The sequence below is a fragment of the Thermoactinomyces sp. CICC 10522 genome (assembly GCF_016055075.1).
GTDB lineage: Bacteria > Bacillota > Bacilli > Thermoactinomycetales > Thermoactinomycetaceae > Thermoactinomyces_A > Thermoactinomyces_A daqus.
Map to the genome: position 1 here is coordinate 453,750 of NZ_JAECVY010000002.1, position 18,532 is coordinate 472,281.

The window sequence follows — 18,532 nt, forward strand, 5'->3', positions numbered from 1 at the left end:
ATCATTTTGCCGTTTTCAGGGTTTCATTCATTGAGCCGGAGCGGTATCCTTGCAAATCCAGGGTTACGTAAGTGAACCCCTCCGCTTTCAAAACCGCGGTAATCCGCTCGGAAAGGGCCAGAACTTTGGCGAATTCCCCGGGCGGAACCTCGATCCGGGCGATCGTATCATGATGGCGAAGCCGCAAGGTGCGAAAACCCATCTCGCGCAGGGCTTGTTCCCCCCGGTCCAGCTGCCGCACCTTTTCCAGCGTAATCGGATCACCGTAGGGAATGCGGGAGGACAGACAGGCAAAAGATGGTTTGTCCCAGTTTGGCAAGCCCATTTCCCGCGCCAGTTCGCGCAGCTCTTTTTTATAGATTTCCGCTTCTTGCAGCACACTGCGCACTTCATATTCTTTCGCCGCTTTTCTTCCCGGCCGGTAATCCCCCAGATCATCCATATTGGCCCCGTCGAGTATCCAGGGAATATTGCGCTCTTTGGCCAGACGGGTCAAACTCCCGTACAACCCCGCCTTGCAATGGTAGCAGCGATCGGGATTGTTGGCGACAAAGTGAGGGTTTTCCATTTCGGCGATCTGAATGATTTCATGTTTTACGCCGAGCAGTTTCGCCAGGGCAACCGCTTCCTGCATTTCCCTCTCCGGAAACGTTTCCGAAGCGGCGGTGACTGCCAGCACCCGCTCCCCCAGTTCCTCGACCGCCCTTGCCAGGACAAAGGTGGAATCGATGCCCGCCGAAAAAGCGACGATCACCTGATCCATCCCGCGCAAGATCTCTCCCAACTTTTGATTTTTTTCCCGAATGTTCATCCCTCTCCCCCGCTCACGAGGCAAAGACGGAGCGTGAGGGTCATACTCACGCTGTGTCTGCCTCCAAGGTTGATTTTTTACGGTTTAATAAACACCGTTTTCACTGCGGTAAAAAATTCTTTTGCCGCCTCTCCCTGCTCTCTGGAGTGGGAGCTCGACTGCTTCATGCCGCCAAACGGCGCCTGGAGTTCAACACCGGCCGACTCCGCGTTCACCCGCACCAGACCGGCTTCCATCTCCTCGATAAAGGTGAAGGCATTGGATACGTCCTTGGTAAAGATCGAAGCGCTCAGGCCATAGTCGGAGTTATTGGCGATCTCAATCGCTTCTTCCAAACTGTCCACTTTCATCAGGGCCAAAACCGGACCGAAAATTTCTTCCTGAGCCAGAAGCGAATGGGGGTTCACATTTTCAAAAACAGTCGGTTCCACGTAAAAGCCTTTGCGGAAACGGTCTCCCTGCGGCACTTTCCCTCCGCAGAGCAAAACAGCTCCTTCTTCCAGCCCTTTTTGCACATAATATTGGAATTTCTCCTGTTGCTTTTTATTGGCGCACGGCCCCATCCATGTGCCATCCTCCAGGCCGTTTCCCACCTTTAACTCGCTCACTCTCGCCAGCAGTTTCTCCTTGAACTGGTCGTAAACGGCGCTTTCAACAATCACCCGGCTGGTGGCCGTGCATTTTTGACCGGTCGAACGCAAGCCTCCGCTGACCGTCGCTTCAACCGCCAGATCGAGATCGGCATCTTTCAGGACAATCACCGGATTTTTGCCGCCCATCTCCAGCTGGTACTTCGCCCCGCGCGCCAGAGCAATCTGACCGACCAGTTTTCCCACCTGTCCCGAACCGGTAAAAGTAACTCCGTCGACCTGCGGATGTTCGGCGATCCCCTGTCCAACCGTTCCGTCGCCAATCACGAGATTCACCACGCCTGCCGGCAGGCCCGCTTCAGCAAAACACTCGACCACTTTAGCCGCCGTGACCGCTGTTTCCGGAGCCGGCTTAAAGACCACAGTATTGCCGTAAATCAGCGCCGGCGCTATCTTCCAGATCGGGATGGCAACCGGAAAGTTCCACGGCGTGATCACACCGACTACCCCGAGCGGGAACCGCTTTGTAAACATGAAGGCATTTGCTTCGGAAGATGGAATCACATCCCCCGTTTTTCTCATTCCCTCCCCGGCATAATAGCGCAGGATGGCTACACCTCTGGTGGTTTCTCCCTTGGCTTCCGGCAGTGTTTTGCCCATCTCCCGCGTCATCGTTTCCGCGATCTCATCCAGGCGTTTTTCCAATATGTCCGCCGTTTTGTACAGATAGTTTCCCCGGGTGGCCCCGGACAATTTGCGCCAGGTTTTCTGCGCCGATCTGGCCGCGGCCACCGCCCGGTTCAAATCTTCAATCCCCGATTTTTGCACATAGCCGACAACTTCTTCAATATTGGCCGGATTAATGCTTTTTTCCACCTCACCGGTCGACGCAGACCGCCATTCTCCGTTTACATAGTTTAGGTACGTGCGTGCGTTTTTTTGATCCACCATGTTTTCTTTCCTCCCTGCGGGCATCCGTTTTCAGAATGTGGGTCCGATCCGCCAAATTCCAAAGTCGTGTTGTTTCAAAATTTCCGCTTTCGTCAATTTTCCGGAAGCGACTCGGATCATTTCGTCAAAGATGCGATTTCCCACGGATTCAATCGTTTCCGTGCCATCGATGATCGTTCCGGCGTTCAGGTCCATGTTGTCGCTCATCTGTTCAAATATCGGGGTGTTGGTGGCGATTTTGATCACGGGCGCAATCGGGGAGCCGGTGGGTGTGCCCCTGCCGCTGGTGAACAGGACGATTTGTGCGCCGCCGGCCACCATCCCGGTCAGCTGCTCAATATCATGGCCCGGTGTATCCATCCAGACCAACCCTTTTTTGCTTGGAATCTCCGCATAATCAACCAGTTGCTGCAATGTTCTCGAACCTGCTTTGGCAGCGGCCCCGAGCGATTTTTCCTCCAGGGTGGTAAGTCCTCCCCTGATATTGCCCGGGCTGGGGTTTCCCGTCCGAATGTCCACCCCCATCGCAAAAGCACGGCTTTCCATCGCCTGGATCACTTCGTAAACGCGTTTCTTCACTTTGTCGTCAGCGGCCCGCTCCGCCAGCAGGTGTTCGGCCCCGATCAACTCCGTCGTTTCCGCCAAAATGGCCGTTCCCCCGTGATCGGCGATCAAATCGCTGACAACGCCCACCGCCGGGTTGGCCGAAATTCCGGAACAGGCATCCGATCCCCCGCACTCCGTCCCGACAATCAATTCACTTAATCGGAGGGGTTCCCGATGCAAAGCAGACGCATCCTGCACCATTTTTGCGGCGATTTTTGCTCCCTGCGCGATTGCATCCAAAGTGCTGCCGTGATCCTGGATAGAAACGACTTCAACCGGTTTTCCGCTTTTGGCGATATCCTGGGCAATTTTCCGTGCCTGATGGGTTTCACAGCCGAGCCCCAACACGACCACTCCGTAGACATTTGGATTTTTTCCCAAACCAGCATAAGTGCGAAAGGTTTGTTCATAATCGGCTCCCACCTGGGCACAACCGTGCTGGTGGATAAACGTCACCGTTCCCTGAACCAGCTCCGTGATCCGGTAAGCCGTCTGGGTGGCACATGTAATCGTCGGGAGGATCAACACATGATTGCGCACGCCTGCTTTTCCGTCCGGACGCCGATAGCCCCAAAATTCAGTTTGCATGGCCCATCCGATCCCCTCTCCCTCTTTTTCCTTCCACATTGTGAACATGCACATGCTCCCCGACGGCAATCTCCGTTACGGCCGCTCCGATCACTTCGCCGTATTTGATCACATCTCCGCCGGCCGGAATCGCCCTGACGGCAAATTTGTGGCCAAACTCGATATCGCTCACGAGCTTTACCGTGACGCTCCAATCCCAGCATTGCACCTGAATCACCGTTCCTTTGGGAATGTTGCTCAATGCAACGGCAACATTATCCTGAGGCTTCATCATGACGGTTTTGTAAGCCGTTCCCATCGCCACGCCTCCTTTTTAACCGGCTGATCTCTTCACCGGATTGGAAAGTACGCCGATCCCGGAGATTTCAATCTCAATCCGGTCCCCGTCCGCCAAGGTAAAATCATCGGGCGGGACAATGCTGGTTCCCGTCAGCAGAACCGTTCCGTCAAAGATTTCATTATCCCTTTTCAAATAATCGACCAGCTCGGCAAATTTCCGTTTCAATTGGCTCGTATTGGCTGACCCTTCGACCACTTTTTGCCCGTTCCGGTAAATGCGGCAGGTAATTTCCATCCGGTAAGGATCCTCAACCGCTTCAGCCAACAAAACAGCGGGGCCCAGGGAACAGGAATGGCGCCAGATCTTCGCCTGAGGGAGATAGAGCGGATTTTCGCCTTCAATATCCCGGCAGCTCATATCGTTGCCGATTGTATAGCCAAGAATCTCTCCTTTATGGTTAAGGACGAGACCCAGTTCCGGTTCAGGAATTTGCCAGTTGGAATCTCCCCGCAGATAAACCGGCTGATTCGGCCCCACCGTGCGCCTGGCGGTCGACTTGAAGAAGATTTCCGGCCGGACTGCATCGTACACTTTATCGTAAAAGGTGGTCTGATCCATTTTTCCGCCGGTTGCTTCATAGTTGCGGGCTTCTTTGCTCCGCTCATAGGTTACCCCTGCCGCCCAGACTTCCGGCGCATCCAGCGGCGTGATCAACTGGAGGCTTTCCAGATCCCGGGGCAAGGGAGCAGCTTTTTCAATCGAGTTCAAAATCAGACGCAGCGGAGTGGTTTGCTTTGCTTCCGCTTGATTGACCAGCTCGAGAAATCCGGCAAAGGGAAGCGGATAAACGCTGTCTTCCTCGGTTACTGCAGCGAGGACAGGAAGGGAATTCTCCAAAAATCGAATCACTCTCATGGTGCACAACTCCTTGGACAGGTGATGGCATTGCTGTCAATGGTCGTCACAGGACGGGCCGCGGAGCCCCTTTTCCCCTCTGAGGGACTCCACTCCCTCCTGTTTTGCTTCACACTTTCATTCCGGGGGTATGACAATAAGACATGAAATTTTCCGTTCAGCAAAATCCGTAACCCATTTGTTCGGAAATCTTGCCGGCTGCGCTTTTCAAGCAATCCACGATTTGTTCGTCCGTTCCGTCATCGTGGGCCGAAACCGGAGTGGAGACGCTGATTGCCGCGATCACCTGTCTGGTGTGATCCCGGACGGGCACGGCCATGCATCTTACCCCGCGCTCATTTTCCTGATCATCCACGGCGTACCCTTTTTTGCGGACAGCGGCCAGCTCATTCAGAAATTCCGCTTCACAGGTAATGGTATTGGGCGTTTGCCGGGTATAAACATAGCCGTTGAGAATTTCCGCCAATTCCTGCTCTTGCTTGAAGGCGACCAGAACCTTCCCGACCGCGCTGGAATGAATGGGAACGCGGCGGCCGATGCGGGAGTACATGATCACTCCCGATGCCCCTTCGACTTTGTCAATATAAACCCCTTCCTTCCCGTCCAGAATGACCAGATGAACGGTGAGTCCCGTTTTCAGCGATAATTCCATCAGAAATTTCTTGGCGATATTGCGGAGATCCATCCCTTGCGAAACGAGATTTCCCCGCTCCATCAATTTAAGGCCAAGCCTGTATTTTCCGCTGTCCGGGTCTTGAATGATGTATCCGCGCGACTGAAGCGTTTTGAGCAAAGAATGAACCGTGCTTTTATGAAGACCGAGGCGCCTGCTGATTTCAGTGATTTTCAATTCGGTTTCGTATTCATCAAAGAGATCCAAAATTTGCAATGCGCGATCCACAGCCTGAATGATGGGCATAAGCACATTCACATCCAAATCAATTGTTCAGTTTTTTTGAAAGAAACAGGACATCCGTCCGGTAGTCGTGTTCAGCTTCTTCTGCTACGGAGACGGGGACGACTCCATACGCGGCATCGGTATGCGCGGACATCCGGTTGCTGGTGGCCACCAAACGCTGTCGTTGCCTGAGTCTCACCCGTCTTTCTTCCCCCAATTGCCGGCGCTCCTTTGGAACAGAATCGAAAGCGAACGAAATTCGTCCCTCCATCAACGCGTCCGGATCGATAAATTGAATCTGCCTTCCACGTAAATCAAGGTAGAGAAGGTCGCCGGTTTGCAGGTAAAGAATCCCACCTCCTTCAAGCGCTTCCGGTGTCATGTGACCGATGGCTGCACCATAGGTAACCCCGGAGTACCGGCCGTCGCTGATCAGCGTGACCAGCTTTTTCAACCGGCGGTTGGCGTTTATGTGCTGCATCGGGGTAAACATCTCCGGCATACCAAAGGCGACCGGACCCTGCCCGGCTATGACGATGGCGATTTTCAGAATCGCTTTATCAACCATGCGCGCAAACAGCTGATCATAGTCAAGCTCCGCGCAGCCATCGTACTCGCCCGGTGCATTCTGTTTCAATACCGCCAGCAGCCGCTCACGGGAAAACAGCCGTCCCTCGCAAATCCGCTCCAGCAACCGGGGGTCGAGCAAACTGCGGTTGGCATCGTCTTCATTTTCATAATAGAGAACAAAGGCCGCTTTGCAGTCAAATTCATCCAATTGGCTGCCGGTCATCCCGCTGATTTTCACTACAGCGCTTTCAAAAAAGTTTCCTTTCAGAACATCGACCCCGCTGAAAGAACGGCGCGGTTTGGAAAGGATGACGGGATTGTCGCTGACATTTGCCGCGGGGAGGCGATCATTGTCTTTCAAACGCTCTCTCCAGCTTGTTCCGGTAACCGTGGGGGCGTCCAGATCCATCGGAACCCCGTTTTGCACCAGTTCATAAAACAGCGTTTCCATCCCGCGGATGCGTCCGCTGCAACACTGCATCGCCAGCGCGAAAATGTCTCTGCCTTCGGTCAGGCTGTAGTCGAATAAATCGGGAACCGGCACTTCCTGGTGAATGTGATTGAGATCCCATAAACTGAAACGATAGCCTCCGTAAAGCATGGCCGCAACCAAATGCATCATCAGGTTGGTTGAACCTCCGGAGGCGCTGTGAATACGAATCGCATTGCGGATATTGGCTCCCACGAGGTTAGCCACCCCGAAAGCCGGCTGATTGATCATGAGAGCCAACGCGTCAATCGCCTGATTGATCTTGTCCTGCCCGGGCGGTCCCGTCAATTGCTCGACCGCCGGATGGACTAGTCCCAGCCCGGCGACGAGGTGGCGTGAACTGTTTCCCGTACCGTTGAAGGCACAGATGCCCCCTTTGCTGTCACAGGTGTTCACAGCGAGTCGTTTCTCAAACTCCTTATGCTTCGCTTCCGAGATGATCCCCTTCTCCCTCGCTCGCAAAAAAATCCCCTGAAACGCCGTATTGGTGGTACATTGCAATATATAAGCCATCGTATCGCGCAAATCATCGGCAATATCCCGGGCCCCCGCTTTCTCGGCATCTTCTGTCAACCGCTCCAGCTCCGTCCGCAAATCGTCCGGAATCGTCCCGCCTTTCAAGACATGGGCCGGAGCAAAAGTGGCAAAAAACGGCGCTTCCCCGCGATTACGACGGAGGCGGTCGATATGGGCCAGGGCGCTGACGACACCGAGCGGCTGTTTGTCGCATCCCTGAATCACAAAAGCTCCGTGATAGCTGTGGGCTTCCAGTTGATTCACCACCATTTGCGCCACGGCATTCCGGCTTTGCAGGGAATAACTCATCCCGTAATTGCTTTGGGCTGTCCCGTCGCAGAGGACTGGCGTGGAAAAATAAAAGGGAATTCCGCCGTTTTGCCAAATGCGGATTGCTGCCAGCGCGGAGGTTTGGTAATCCATGATATGAGCCGGATGGTCGCTTGAACCGCCGATAATGGCGATGCGTGGCGCGTTCTCTTCCAGGCGGTCGTAAATTTCCTCCAACGTCCAGTCCGGCATCGTTCCCTCATACGAAGGGCCGAGAATCTGTTTGGCCCGATCCAGCAAAGCGGCCACAGTAATCGGCTCATTCGCCTTTCCCTGTACATTGTCCCGGTAAGGATTACTGTCGGCCTCTATTTTGGAAAACAACGGCAACCGGTTTCCCTCCCTGAAGTTCATGATCCGTCCAGTTGACTTTGAAGCGGTACGGGATCAGACAGAATATCAATCTCCGCCCGCTCTCGCGCCTCGTCAATCAATCCTTCGGAGATCCAAATCTCTTTCAGTTCCAATGTGTTTTTAATGCGGACAACGCGAACGTGATTCAGATCAAACGCGTTGCATGTCTTGATCGCCGCTTTGACCGCCAATTCTTCCGTTTCGAGAAACATCGGCATTTTCACTGTTTTCACGACCGTGCTTGTCAGGGCATTTGCGTATCCCTTCACCCAGTCAATCGCATCGAATACTTTTTTTGTGGTGATATCCGCAAGCCCGATGCCGTTGGCATTGCCGTGGGTCCGTTCAGTCAGATCCAAAACGACAATCCGCTTCACCTCGGGGCCGCCGCTGGCATAAGGAGTCGGATATCGCCCGGTGATATTGGGATCCATGCCGTCACCGGAAATGTCTTTGCCGATCTCATCGACGATCAGCACATCGATCGGATCAAACAGGATTTTGGGCATGAGCGCCTTTGCTTCGAGCAACAAACCCGGCTCCGTCTCTTCAAACTTCTCTCCGGGAACGGCGACGATTTTGGCCGGCCGGTCATACGCGTTTTCAATGGTGGCCAGCCCGAACAGCACCGGCACTTTTTTCAGAATTTCTCTCGCCATCGTCGGCACATGCTCGGCCATATACTTGAAGCCATAGGCATGTGCGGCTTCAGCCCCTTTTTGTTTTCCCAGGCCGATGGTGAGCATTTTCATCAATCCGCTTTCAACCGGGCCGCGAAAGGCGGTATGCGGTTTGATCCGGTTAATGACCACCACTTGCTCCGCCCCGTATGCATATTTGTCAATATAGATAGGAAGGCCGTTTGCCAATTTGCCAATTTCCACCACTTCCATACTGGAATGAATCGGCGCTCCGACGGATGGTTCGGTCACCCCCAACTGTTTCAGCACGTCAATCTGCCCTTCGGCAGTTGCTCCGCCATGGCTCCCCATCGCCGGGACGATGAAAGGCCGGCCCCCAACCGACTTGATTGCGGCGGCCACTTCTCTCACCAAGATGGGAAGGTCGGCAATTCCCCGGCTTCCGACGGCGATGGCCACCCGGTTGCCCGGAGCGATTTTCGTTAAGACGCCGGCTTCCTTGATCGTTTTTTGCACAGCCCCGGCCACGTCCACAACCTCGGGAGCGGGAAAATTTTGACGGACCCTCACCATCTTGGGAAGAGGATAGGGCCGGAGCAATTCCTCAATAACGTTCATGCGATCCCCTTCTTTAGTGAAGTATCAGTAAGCAAGCGCGTTCGGCTTAAGCTTGACCCGCTCTTTCACTTTCCGGTTAACCAGGTACTTTGGATACTCGCCTTTAAGCAGGACATCAGCCACGCCATGCGCCGCTTTTGAGCGCATCTCTTCCGCTGATTCCTCCGAATACCAGGCCATGTGAGGGGTAAGGGTTACTGATTTCATCGAGAGAAACGGATGGTCTGGCCGGATCGGTTCCTCCCCGGCCACATCAAGCGCTGCCCCGGCCAGGCTCCCTTCGCGCAGGGCTTCGATCAGTGCGTTTTCATCAACCACCGGACCGCGAGATGTATTGATGAGATAAGCCTCTTTTTTCATTTGCCTCAATTGCTCCCTGCCGATCAACCCTTTTGTCTCTGCCGTCAGCGGTGCATGGACGGAAACGAAATCGGACCGCCTGCACACTTCTTCGAGAGAGACCAGTGCAACACCGAGCGCTTCCGCCACCGGTTCCGGCACATAAGGATCATAAGCGATCACCCGGAGGCCGAGCGGCTTCACCTTCTCTGCCAATCTTTGCGGAATTTTGCCAAAGCCCACCAGGCCGAGCGTCCGGTTCTGCAGGCGGTAAACAGGCTGGGTCACCTTGAAATCCCACTTTCCTTGTTTCACACATGCGTCGGCCAGAGAGATTTTACGGGCTTTGTCTAAAATGAGGGCCAGCGTATGATCCGACACCTCGTCCACGCAGTAATCCGGCACATTGGCGACGCAAATGCCTCTCTCCGTTGCCGCATCGAGATCAATCGTGTTCACACCGACGCCGTAGCGGACAATCACTCTGCAGCGTTGAAGCTCACGAATCACTTTTCCGCTGATCGGCGCATATTGATTTAAGATCCCGTCGGCCTCCCGGCAAGCCCGAATCACCTCCTCCTCCGTTTTGCATTGGGCAGGAATCAATTCGATCTGTTCATGATCCAGCACTTTTTCTTCATAGCGCAGATCCTGATACTCCCAATCAGAAACGACCACTTTCCATTTGGGCAAATTCTCCACCCCATTCCGTCGTCAACGAGGATTTCTGCATTTGTTTTAGATTGTAAAACCCTGTTCTGATCCTTTCCTAAACAAAAGGGACATGACGCAATTCCTCACAATGTCCCAAAAACCCCTCATTCCCGCCTGGTTTTTACCAATAAAAAATACTTTCACCAAATTATAATATTCTATAAATTCATGTTATTATCTTTTATGATAATTGTCAATTAATTATGCGTGTCAACGCTTGCTTTTTCCTGTTGTCTGCTTTCTTTCCCCGGATCAATCGGTTCGATCTTACGGAGGCCAAACAGGTACGTGAGCGCACCGGCCATCGTAGCGGCCCCGGACACGAGCAGTGCAGGGATAAAAGAATGGGTGGTCGCAACAATCCATCCCGTAATGACTGGTCCCAAAATTCCTCCGAGATTGGACACGCAGTTTTGCAAGCCGCCAACGACCGATGTCATATTTCTCGGGGCAACATCCCCCGGCAGGGACCAGATGGCACAGGCGGCAAAAACCAGCCCGGCGTAGGAAACGGACAGCAACACAATGCACCAGACGGCGGAATCGACCAATCCGGCAAAAGCGATTGAGGTCGCCAGCAGCATTCCTCCAACGAGGTTGATTTTGCGGGCAACCGTGAGCGATACCCCTTTGGTATAAAGGTAGTCGGAAAACCATCCGCCGACCAGCTCGGCGACTAACCCCGTCAAAGGCGGAATCATCGCCACAAACCCCATCGTCAGCAATTTCATGTGACGCGCTTCGACCAGATACGTCGGAAACCAGGTAATAAAAAAATAGATCGCATAATTGAGCATGAAAAATCCGACGCACATCGCCCAGATATTGCGGTAGCGGAACAGTTGGTACCATTTGAGGGGTTGAACGCGGTCAATCCCTTCCTTTTTCACCTGTCCCTCGCGAATATAGGTGAGTTCCGCTTCGTTCACATACTTGTGCTTCTCCGGATCACGATAGTAAACCCACCAGATCGCCACCCAAACGAGCCCGATCAACCCGGATACAATGAAAGGAACTTCCCAGCCGAATTTGCTGAGCAACCATACAACCACCGGCATGGCCAGCGCCGTCCCCACTTTGGAACCGCTGTCAAAAATGGCCGAAACCCTTGCCCTTTCTTTATCCGGAAACCACTTGGCCGTAACCCCGGCATTACTCGGATAGGCACCGGCTTCACCGATTCCCATCAAAACCCTTGTCGTGATGAGCGACGCTGCGCCGCGTGTCAAAACCGTAGCCGCCGTGGCCAGCGACCACCAGGCAACCGCAACGGCCAGACTGATTCGTTGCCCCACCTTATCGGCAAACCATCCGGCCGGAATTTGAAAAAGTGCGTAAGTCCAAAAAAAGGATGACATGACAAGTCCCATCGTCTCCGCAGAAAGATGAAATTCCTTCATTAAGGTCGGCGCAGCGGCAGAGATATTGGTCCGATCCAAATAATTGATCGCAATCGCAGCCCACATCAGAATGGCTATATTCCAGCGAACCTTCGTCCTCTTCTGATTCTTGATGTTTTTCAAAGGTAAACCTCCTTGCACAAGCAGGGTTTCGGAAAGCGTTTTCCTCCGGGGCGATGTACCGACGCCACCGCGGGCGCCGCCTGACCACCTCCTTTCCTGCCGGAATCAAAATACTGAAAACCTCTATATTTCCTGCTTCATGTAATTGGTGAGCCGGCCCAGTTTGTCAATCTCGATGACCACTTCATCCCCATCTTTTAACCAAACCTGTTTTTCTTTTGGATAACCGAGAATCACTCCCTCTGGCGTACCGGTGAAAATAATGTCCCCCGGGCTCAGCGTCATATGTTGCGAGATATAGCTGACAATTTCGCGGCAGGAAAAAATCATGTCTGAGGTATTGGAGTTTTGACGGAGCTCGCCGTTTACATAAGTGCGAATTCCCAGGTTATCGGGATCTCCCACCTCGTCAGCGGTAACGAGATAGGGGCCGATGGGGCTGAATCCGTCACAACATTTGCCGAGCAGCCATTGATTTGTGCGAAATTGCAGATCGCGTGCTGAGACATCGTTGGCGGTGCAGTAACCGAAAACATAATCGAGTGCCTCCTCTTCGCTGACCCGTTTCGCCGTCTCGCCGATCACGATCGCCAGTTCAGCCTCATAATCCACCTGTTTGGAGTTGTGAGGAATGAGAATTTCATCCCGATCCGCAGCCAAGGTATTGGGGAATTTGTTAAACAAAATCGGCGTCTCCGGGATCGGCGAACCGGTTTCATCAGCATGTTTGCGGTAGTTAAGACCGACGCAAATCATTTTGCCCGGCTTCGGCAGACAAGGCCCCAAAGTTAATTCCTCTTCCTTCAGCCATTTGTCTTCCATTTCGCTTTTGGCCAATCGGTTCAGTTCCGCAAGAATAGCCTGTCCGCCGCTCACGATTTCCTCCACCGAATGCGGAACGGGAACAACGCCTTTATCCGTAACAATTCCGGTACGCAAACCTGTGCTCGTGCGGTATGTCAGCAGTTTCATCGCGCTCTCTCCTTTAGGTTTGTCCTTGAATGGATTCTGTCGGATTACGCCATTTTGCCGAAGACGACGCCGCCATCGACGTAGAGCGGTGAACCCATGATGAACCTCGATTCGTCGGAGGCGAGGAACAGAGCGGCTCTGGCCACATCTTCCGGTCTGCCCAATTCGCTGTTCAGCTGTCGCTTTTTAATTCCCTCCAACGCCTCTTCCGGATTTTCATACGAATGTTTCAAATAATCCTCGACGAACGGGGTGAGAATCGTTCCCGGCAACAGGGCATTGACACGGATCCCGTAAGGAGCGTAGTCGACTTGCATCGATTTGGTCAAAGCGAGAACCGCCCCTTTTGTTGCCGAATAAACCGCCCTTTTCATCAGACCGATCTCCGCGATGCAGGACGACATGTTGATAATGCAACCCTCTTTTCTTTGCATCATGTGCGGAATAACCGACTTGCTCGGCAGAAAAACGCCTTTGAGGTTTACATTGACAACCCGATCCCACATCTCTTCACTGGTCTCATGAACGGCTCCGACACCCGAGATCCCGGCATTGTTAAATAAAACATCGATTTGTCCATAGCGGTCAAGCGCTTTTTCCACCATCGTCTCCACTTCTGCCGCTTTGGTTACATCCGCCTGAAGAAATATCGCTTCCCCTCCCTGCCGCTGAATTTCCTCCACCGTCTTCCGGCCCTGCACGGAAATATCGTTGACAATGACCTTGGCCCCTTCCCCGGCAAACAGAAGCGCAGTCGCTTTGCCGATGCCTGAACCGGAACCGGTGATGAGCACGACCTTTCCTTTTAGCCTCAACTCAGTTTCCTCCTTCAGAAAAAAATGAGAAACCGGCATGCAGCGATAACCGCCTGGCCAGACGGATAATTTCCGCCCTGGCCCTCTCCCTTTTTTTCTCCCAGCTCGCCTCACCCATCGCGAAGCTGACGGCTGCCTCGATCCGCCCCAGCTGATTGTAAATCGGGGCCGCAACACAATAAATTCCAATGACGGCTTCCTGCTCATCACAGGCACAGCCATCTTTTTGCACCTGGCGGGTTTGCTTCCACAGCAGCTCTGAATCAATGATCGTATACGGAGTAACCGATTTCAGGCTGGCGGACGGAAACAGACGGCAAAACTGTTCACGGTTCAACCGGGATAACATCGCTTTGCCCAAAGCAGTCGCATGAGCGGGAAAACGCATTCCCGGACTTGTCACCAACTGCACCGGAGAACGCGATTCCTCTTTCGCCAGATACAGAATATGGTCATCATCCAAAACGGCGAGCTGGACCGTTTCTTTGACCCGCTCAACCGCGGCGGCCGCCTCCCGGTAAAAGACTTGCACGAGATCAAATTGCTGAAAATAAGCGGCGGCCAGCGCTCCCAGGGCAGGGCCGAGCGCATACGTCTCCTTTTTGTCTTTTTGTACCCAACCCAGCTGTTCCATCGTTCGGAGAAGCACAAACATCGAACTCTTATTCACGTGAAAACGGTTCGCCAAGTCAATCAGACGGTACTTCGACGGCTCACGGGCAAGCACTTCCAAGACGGCATGTGCCCGTTCAATGGCCGGAACCCGATACTTTGTCATTAGTTCACTCTTCTTCGTAAACAGGATTAATTGATTTATAATCCTTCATCTTAAATTTGTAAACAGTCTTGGTTTATTATATTAAACTATGTTTATATTTCATTATATAGAATATAACAAATATTTTGTACAAATACAATGATGATTCATGAGCATTCATTCACATTAACCATATAATCACTTATCATTTTAAACAAAATGTTCATTAAATAATAAATCTTCATTGATTTATGAAATAGATTCATTATATAGTAATACAAAACGAAAGAATCATGAAATCATCCCTTACCATATGAACAAACTAGGGGAGGCTGAATCGTGAAAAAAGCATGGTTGATCGCATTCATTTTGCTGCTGGGCAGTTCTCTGCTTCTCGGGGGCTGCAACGGCCAACAGGCAGGAACAGACCGGGATGAAGATACGATCAATATCTCGCTGAATGCCGATCCGCCGAAGCTGGACCCGGCCTATTCCAGCGCTTTAGTCGACAGAATGGTGTTTCAAAGCATTTTTGACAAGCTGGTTGATCTGGATCAACACGGAAATATCGTGCCGATGCTGGCAGAAAAGTGGGAAATTTCGCCTGATGACAAAACCTTTATCTTTCATCTGCGAAAGGGAGTCAAATTTCAGGATGGCACGGACTTTAATGCCGAGGCGGTAAAATTCAACTTTGCGCGTTACATGCAACCGGATTCCGTACGCAGAAACGAACTGAAACTGGTCGATCATGTCACCGCACTCGACCCGTATACGGTGAAAGTACAGCTCAAGCAGCCTTTCGCGCCATTTTTGGCAGTGTTGACGGATCGCGCCGGCATGATGGTCTCCCCCGCTGCCGTGCAAAAAGAGGGGAAAAACTTCATGAATCATCCCGTGGGAACCGGCCCGTTTCTCTATAAAAGCCGCATCAAAGGCTCGACCATCGTTTTGGAAAAGAATCCCCATTACTGGCGAAAAGGCCTGCCGAAGGTAAACAGAGTGGTCTACAAGGTGATTGTCGATCCGAATGTCGCCTTGATGAACCTCCGCAGCGGAGATGTGGACATCACCAACAAATTTCCTCCCAGGGAAATCGGCCGGATCATCAACGATGCCCAAGTAAGGGTGATAAATCATGAGTCGGAGGGATATCAGGGATTTCACTTGAACATGGCGAAACCTCCCTTCAATAAAAAGGAACTCCGGCAAGCGGTCGATCTCCTGATAAATCGCGAGGCCATCGCCAAAGTCGTATTCGGGCCCGCCGGTTCTCCCGCCTACTCACCGTTCGTTCCAAGCCACTTTGCCTATAACCCCGATGACCGACCGGAAACGCCCAATGTAAAAAAAGCAAAGGAACTGCTGGAGAAGGCGGGAATGAAAAACGGATTTACCTTTACCTTGAAGATTCCGACCACCCCCGCCGGCCAACAGGTGGGGCAAATGATCCAAAATATGTTGAGACCGGCTGGTATTCATGTCCAGCTGGAAAAGGTGGAATTCGGAACCATGATCGAGCAGGCGGAGACCGGAAATATGCAGGCTGTCGCACTCGGCTGGAGCGGACGCCCCGACCCGGATTTAAATATTTACGATTTCCTCGCTTCAACCGGTTCGCAAAACTATTCGCATTACAGCAATCCGCAAGTGGACAGGCTGCTCAGCGACGCACGCCGTGAGATGGATCAATCAAAGCGGAAAGCGATATATGACCGGATCATGAAAATCGTGCATGAAGATGTTCCCTATGTTTATCTCTACAACGAACATGACGTGTTCGGCCTGTCGAAGAATGTGCAAGGCTTTCAATATATTCCCGACGGTCTAATCCGTACGGCGGAACTCAGCAAAAAATAAAGGAGGAAAAACATGGCCATCATCATCAGGCGCCTGTTGCTCGCCATCCCTGTCGTTTTCCTCGTCACCCTCATGGTCTTCTCCTTGATGCACATGCTCCCCGGTGATCCGGCAACCGTCATTCTCGGCCAGGAAGCCACCCCGGAAGCAGTGGCCGCTCTCCGGGCTGAACTGGGTTTGAACAAGCCCCTCCCGGTTCAGTACTTCGATTGGTTGTCCGGAGTCCTGCACGGCAATCTGGGCAACTCTCTCGTCGACCATACCCCGGTTGCCCAGTTGATCATGGAGCGGTTGCCCGCCACGATCGAACTGACGCTCGGCACCTTTATCGTCGCGACCCTGATCGCCGTTCCGGCCGGAATCCTGTCCGCAGTGCGTCCGCGCAGCCTGACCGATTATTCGGGCACTTTGTTTGCCCTGTGCGGCATGTCGGTTCCCCATTTCTGGCTCGGCATGATGCTGATTATTTTGTTCGCCGTCAAGTTGGGCTGGGTGCCTGCATCCGGTTACGTTCCATTTTTTGATGATCCCCTGGGAAATCTCTCCGCGATGATCCTGCCCATCATCGCCACCGGCCTGCGTGAATCGGCCGTTCTCATGCGGATGATGCGCAGCAGTCTGCTGGAAGCGCTTCAAGCCGACTACATTCGCACCGCTTATGCGAAGGGATTGAAAGAAAGGTTGGTCATTCTCCGCCATGCGCTGAAAAACGCCCTGGTTCCCGTCGTCACGACGAGCGGCTTGGTTGTCGCCGGGCTCCTCGGGGGCCTGGTCATTACGGAATCGATCTTCTCGATCCCCGGCTTCGGCAAGCTGATCGTCGATTCGATATTCAACCGCGATTTTGTCACGGTGCAAGGAGCGGTTCTCGTTTCAGCCTTGCTGATTGTGCTGATCAATCTGTTGGTCGACATTCTCCATTTCATCATCGACCCGCGGATAAAGTCGGGAAAGGAGGTTGGATAAGATGAGCCGGACAGCTGCCGATTCGGTGCCAACACCCGATCAGACCCAAACGCGCCGGGAAAGTCAGTGGGAAGACTTTTTTCGCCGCTTTGCCCGAAACAAACTGGCCGTTGCGGGAGCGGTCATTTTTGTCTTCCTGATCCTTACGGCCGTCTTTGCCCCGTGGATCTCCACCCACGATCCGATTTATGACCAGGATTACTCCGCCATTCTGCAAAGTCCGGGGCACAATCATCTCCTCGGCACGGATGATCTCGGCCGTGACACCTTCTCCAGACTCGTCTACGGGGCCCGCCTTTCGCTGGAAGCCGCCGTTGTCTCCGTGGGAATCGCTCTGGTGATCGGAGTTCCGATCGGTCTGGTATGCGGATATTTCCGCGGTTTTTGGGATGAATGGATTGTCATGCGCATTGTCGATGCAATGCAGGCATTTCCGTCCCTCATCCTCGCCTTGGCCATGGCCGCTGTGCTTGGAGGCGGATTTGGCAATGCCATCATCGCGATCGGGATCGGTTTTATCCCTTCATTTGTCCGCATCACCCGTTCCCAGGTCATGTCCGTGACCAACCAGGAATTCGTCCAGGCCGCCCGGGCCGTCGGGGCAAACGATTGGCGCATCATGTTTCTGCACGTATTGCCCAATTCCCTGGCACCGATTCTGGTACAAACCACTTTGGCAATGGCTTCGGCCATTATCGCGGAAGCAGGTTTGTCCTATCTGGGGCTTGGCGCCAAACCGGAAGAGCCCAGCTGGGGGTCCATGCTCAATGTCGCCCAAGGGTACTTGACGATCGATCCGTTGCTGGCTTTTTGGCCGGGGCTGGCCATTTTCCTGGTGGTGCTCGGCTTCAATCTGCTCGGCGACGGCATCCGCGAAGTATTGGACCCCAAATTGGATCGTTAACGAAAAGCCGGGAGGGATAAGGTTGGCACAGCAAAACGGGGATGAAAATCAGTTTCCTCCGATGAAAATCGACGAGACAGACAGGAAAATCCTGGGGTTATTGCTGCAAAACAGCCGGATTTCCTACACGGATCTGGGAAAACAGATCAATCTTTCCCGCGTGGCTGTTCAGTCCCGCATTCAGGCCTTGATCGAATCCGGGGTAATCGAACGCTTTACCGCGGTAATCAATCCCGTTAAAGTGGGCATCACCGTCTCGGCATTTTTTAATATCGATGTGAAGCCCGATGATCTGGAAAAGGTAGCCGAAGACCTGGCAAAGGAACCAGCTGTCACCAGCCTCTATCATATGACCGGGCCGAGCACACTTCACATGCACGGGATTTTTTCCGATCACCGGGAAATGGAAAAATTTCTGCTGGAAACCTTGTACAAAATGCCCGGAATCTTGCGGGTTGAAACTCAGATGCTGTTAAAACGATACAAAAGCAGGATGGGGATGAAATTGTGAGTGATGAAGATGT

General features: G+C 52.9%; 17 protein-coding genes. 4 read left to right on the forward strand and 13 right to left on the reverse strand.

Annotation, left to right across the window (positions count from 1 at the left end; translation table 11 throughout):
* Position 1: 1 nt before the first annotated feature.
* The 13 genes from larE to I8U18_RS05775 all read right to left on the reverse strand — a co-directional run bounded on the left by larE (position 2) and on the right by I8U18_RS05775 (position 14,299).
* Positions 2-811 carry an ATP-dependent sacrificial sulfur transferase LarE gene (gene larE / locus I8U18_RS05715; RefSeq protein ID WP_198064568.1) on the reverse strand — a complete coding sequence of 270 codons (810 nt, stop codon included), beginning with the start codon at positions 809-811 and terminating at the stop codon, positions 2-4.
* Positions 812-888: 77 nt separating this feature from the next.
* A complete protein-coding gene (gene gucD, locus I8U18_RS05720) occupies positions 889-2,352 on the reverse strand; it encodes an alpha-ketoglutaric semialdehyde dehydrogenase GucD (protein WP_198064569.1) in 1,464 nt (487 codons plus the stop codon).
* Between the two features lie 30 nt (positions 2,353-2,382).
* The gene (locus I8U18_RS05725; RefSeq protein WP_370589377.1) at positions 2,383-3,585 is read right to left on the reverse strand and encodes a UxaA family hydrolase; all 1,203 of its coding nucleotides are present in this window, start codon (positions 3,583-3,585) and stop codon (positions 2,383-2,385) included.
* On the reverse strand, positions 3,536-3,844 hold the full coding sequence (locus I8U18_RS05730; RefSeq protein WP_198064570.1) for a UxaA family hydrolase: 309 nt from the start codon (positions 3,842-3,844) through the stop codon (positions 3,536-3,538). The genes I8U18_RS05725 and I8U18_RS05730 overlap by 50 nt, the downstream gene beginning before the upstream one ends.
* Before the next feature lie 15 nt (positions 3,845-3,859).
* Positions 3,860-4,741: a fumarylacetoacetate hydrolase family protein gene (locus I8U18_RS05735; RefSeq protein ID WP_033099283.1), complete on the reverse strand. Its 882-nt coding sequence runs from the start codon at positions 4,739-4,741 to the stop codon at positions 3,860-3,862.
* Positions 4,742-4,898: 157 nt separating this feature from the next.
* Positions 4,899-5,660: an IclR family transcriptional regulator gene (locus tag I8U18_RS05740; protein ID WP_033099284.1), complete on the reverse strand. Its 762-nt coding sequence runs from the start codon at positions 5,658-5,660 to the stop codon at positions 4,899-4,901.
* Positions 5,661-5,679: 19 nt separating this feature from the next.
* A complete protein-coding gene (locus I8U18_RS05745; RefSeq protein ID WP_198064571.1) occupies positions 5,680-7,899 on the reverse strand; it encodes a dihydroxy-acid dehydratase domain-containing protein in 2,220 nt (739 codons plus the stop codon).
* Positions 7,896-9,158 (reverse strand): nickel pincer cofactor-dependent isomerase, group 22, encoded by a 1,263-nt coding sequence (locus I8U18_RS05750; RefSeq protein ID WP_198055072.1) that lies wholly within the window; start codon positions 9,156-9,158, stop codon positions 7,896-7,898. The genes I8U18_RS05745 and I8U18_RS05750 overlap by 4 nt, the downstream gene beginning before the upstream one ends.
* Positions 9,159-9,182: 24 nt before the next feature.
* The gene (locus I8U18_RS05755) at positions 9,183-10,190 is read right to left on the reverse strand and encodes a C-terminal binding protein (RefSeq protein ID WP_033099287.1); all 1,008 of its coding nucleotides are present in this window, start codon (positions 10,188-10,190) and stop codon (positions 9,183-9,185) included.
* Between the two features lie 218 nt (positions 10,191-10,408).
* Complete coding sequence (locus I8U18_RS05760; RefSeq protein WP_232336304.1) at positions 10,409-11,734, reverse strand: MFS transporter; 1,326 nt, start codon at positions 11,732-11,734, stop codon at positions 10,409-10,411.
* 123 nt (positions 11,735-11,857) lie between these two features.
* On the reverse strand, positions 11,858-12,706 hold the full coding sequence (locus I8U18_RS05765) for a fumarylacetoacetate hydrolase family protein (RefSeq protein ID WP_198055073.1): 849 nt from the start codon (positions 12,704-12,706) through the stop codon (positions 11,858-11,860).
* A 44-nt stretch (positions 12,707-12,750) separates the two neighbouring features.
* Positions 12,751-13,521 carry an SDR family NAD(P)-dependent oxidoreductase gene (locus I8U18_RS05770; RefSeq protein WP_033099289.1) on the reverse strand — a complete coding sequence of 257 codons (771 nt, stop codon included), beginning with the start codon at positions 13,519-13,521 and terminating at the stop codon, positions 12,751-12,753.
* Position 13,522: 1 nt separating this feature from the next.
* The gene (locus tag I8U18_RS05775; protein ID WP_033099290.1) at positions 13,523-14,299 is read right to left on the reverse strand and encodes an IclR family transcriptional regulator; all 777 of its coding nucleotides are present in this window, start codon (positions 14,297-14,299) and stop codon (positions 13,523-13,525) included.
* A 318-nt stretch (positions 14,300-14,617) separates the two neighbouring features.
* Between I8U18_RS05775 and I8U18_RS05780 the strand changes: the two genes are divergently transcribed.
* Genes I8U18_RS05780 through chrS form a run of 4 tightly spaced genes read left to right on the forward strand, consistent with a single transcriptional unit; the run spans position 14,618 to position 18,519 of the window.
* Positions 14,618-16,138 carry an ABC transporter substrate-binding protein gene (locus I8U18_RS05780; RefSeq protein WP_198055074.1) on the forward strand — a complete coding sequence of 507 codons (1,521 nt, stop codon included), beginning with the start codon at positions 14,618-14,620 and terminating at the stop codon, positions 16,136-16,138.
* 12 nt (positions 16,139-16,150) lie between these two features.
* Complete coding sequence (locus I8U18_RS05785; protein ID WP_033099292.1) at positions 16,151-17,104, forward strand: ABC transporter permease; 954 nt, start codon at positions 16,151-16,153, stop codon at positions 17,102-17,104.
* Between the two features lies 1 nt (position 17,105).
* A complete protein-coding gene (locus tag I8U18_RS05790) occupies positions 17,106-18,008 on the forward strand; it encodes an ABC transporter permease (RefSeq protein WP_081943643.1) in 903 nt (300 codons plus the stop codon).
* Between the two features lie 22 nt (positions 18,009-18,030).
* Positions 18,031-18,519 (forward strand): chromate efflux transcriptional regulator ChrS, encoded by a 489-nt coding sequence (gene chrS / locus I8U18_RS05795; protein WP_483316406.1) that lies wholly within the window; start codon positions 18,031-18,033, stop codon positions 18,517-18,519.
* Positions 18,520-18,532: the final 13 nt, after the last annotated feature.

Excerpts from the sequence above, each read along its gene's own strand:
- I8U18_RS05765 (WP_198055073.1), bottom strand. The coding sequence starts at position 12,706 with ATGAAACTGCTGACATACCGCACGAGCACAGGTTTGCGTACCGGAATT.
- I8U18_RS05750 (WP_198055072.1), bottom strand. The coding sequence starts at position 9,158 with ATGAACGTTATTGAGGAATTGCTCCGGCCCTATCCTCTTCCCAAGATG.
- I8U18_RS05775 (WP_033099290.1), bottom strand. The coding sequence starts at position 14,299 with ATGACAAAGTATCGGGTTCCGGCCATTGAACGGGCACATGCCGTCTTG.
- I8U18_RS05790 (WP_081943643.1), top strand. The coding sequence starts at position 17,106 with ATGAGCCGGACAGCTGCCGATTCGGTGCCAACACCCGATCAGACCCAA.
- I8U18_RS05730 (WP_198064570.1), bottom strand. The coding sequence starts at position 3,844 with ATGGGAACGGCTTACAAAACCGTCATGATGAAGCCTCAGGATAATGTT.
- I8U18_RS05740 (WP_033099284.1), bottom strand. The coding sequence starts at position 5,660 with ATGCCCATCATTCAGGCTGTGGATCGCGCATTGCAAATTTTGGATCTC.
- I8U18_RS05785 (WP_033099292.1), top strand. The coding sequence starts at position 16,151 with ATGGCCATCATCATCAGGCGCCTGTTGCTCGCCATCCCTGTCGTTTTC.
- I8U18_RS05735 (WP_033099283.1), bottom strand. The coding sequence starts at position 4,741 with ATGAGAGTGATTCGATTTTTGGAGAATTCCCTTCCTGTCCTCGCTGCA.
- I8U18_RS05745 (WP_198064571.1), bottom strand. The coding sequence starts at position 7,899 with ATGAACTTCAGGGAGGGAAACCGGTTGCCGTTGTTTTCCAAAATAGAG.
- I8U18_RS05725 (WP_370589377.1), bottom strand. The coding sequence starts at position 3,585 with ATGTGGAAGGAAAAAGAGGGAGAGGGGATCGGATGGGCCATGCAAACT.
- gucD (WP_198064569.1), bottom strand. The coding sequence starts at position 2,352 with ATGGTGGATCAAAAAAACGCACGCACGTACCTAAACTATGTAAACGGA.
- larE (WP_198064568.1), bottom strand. The coding sequence starts at position 811 with ATGAACATTCGGGAAAAAAATCAAAAGTTGGGAGAGATCTTGCGCGGG.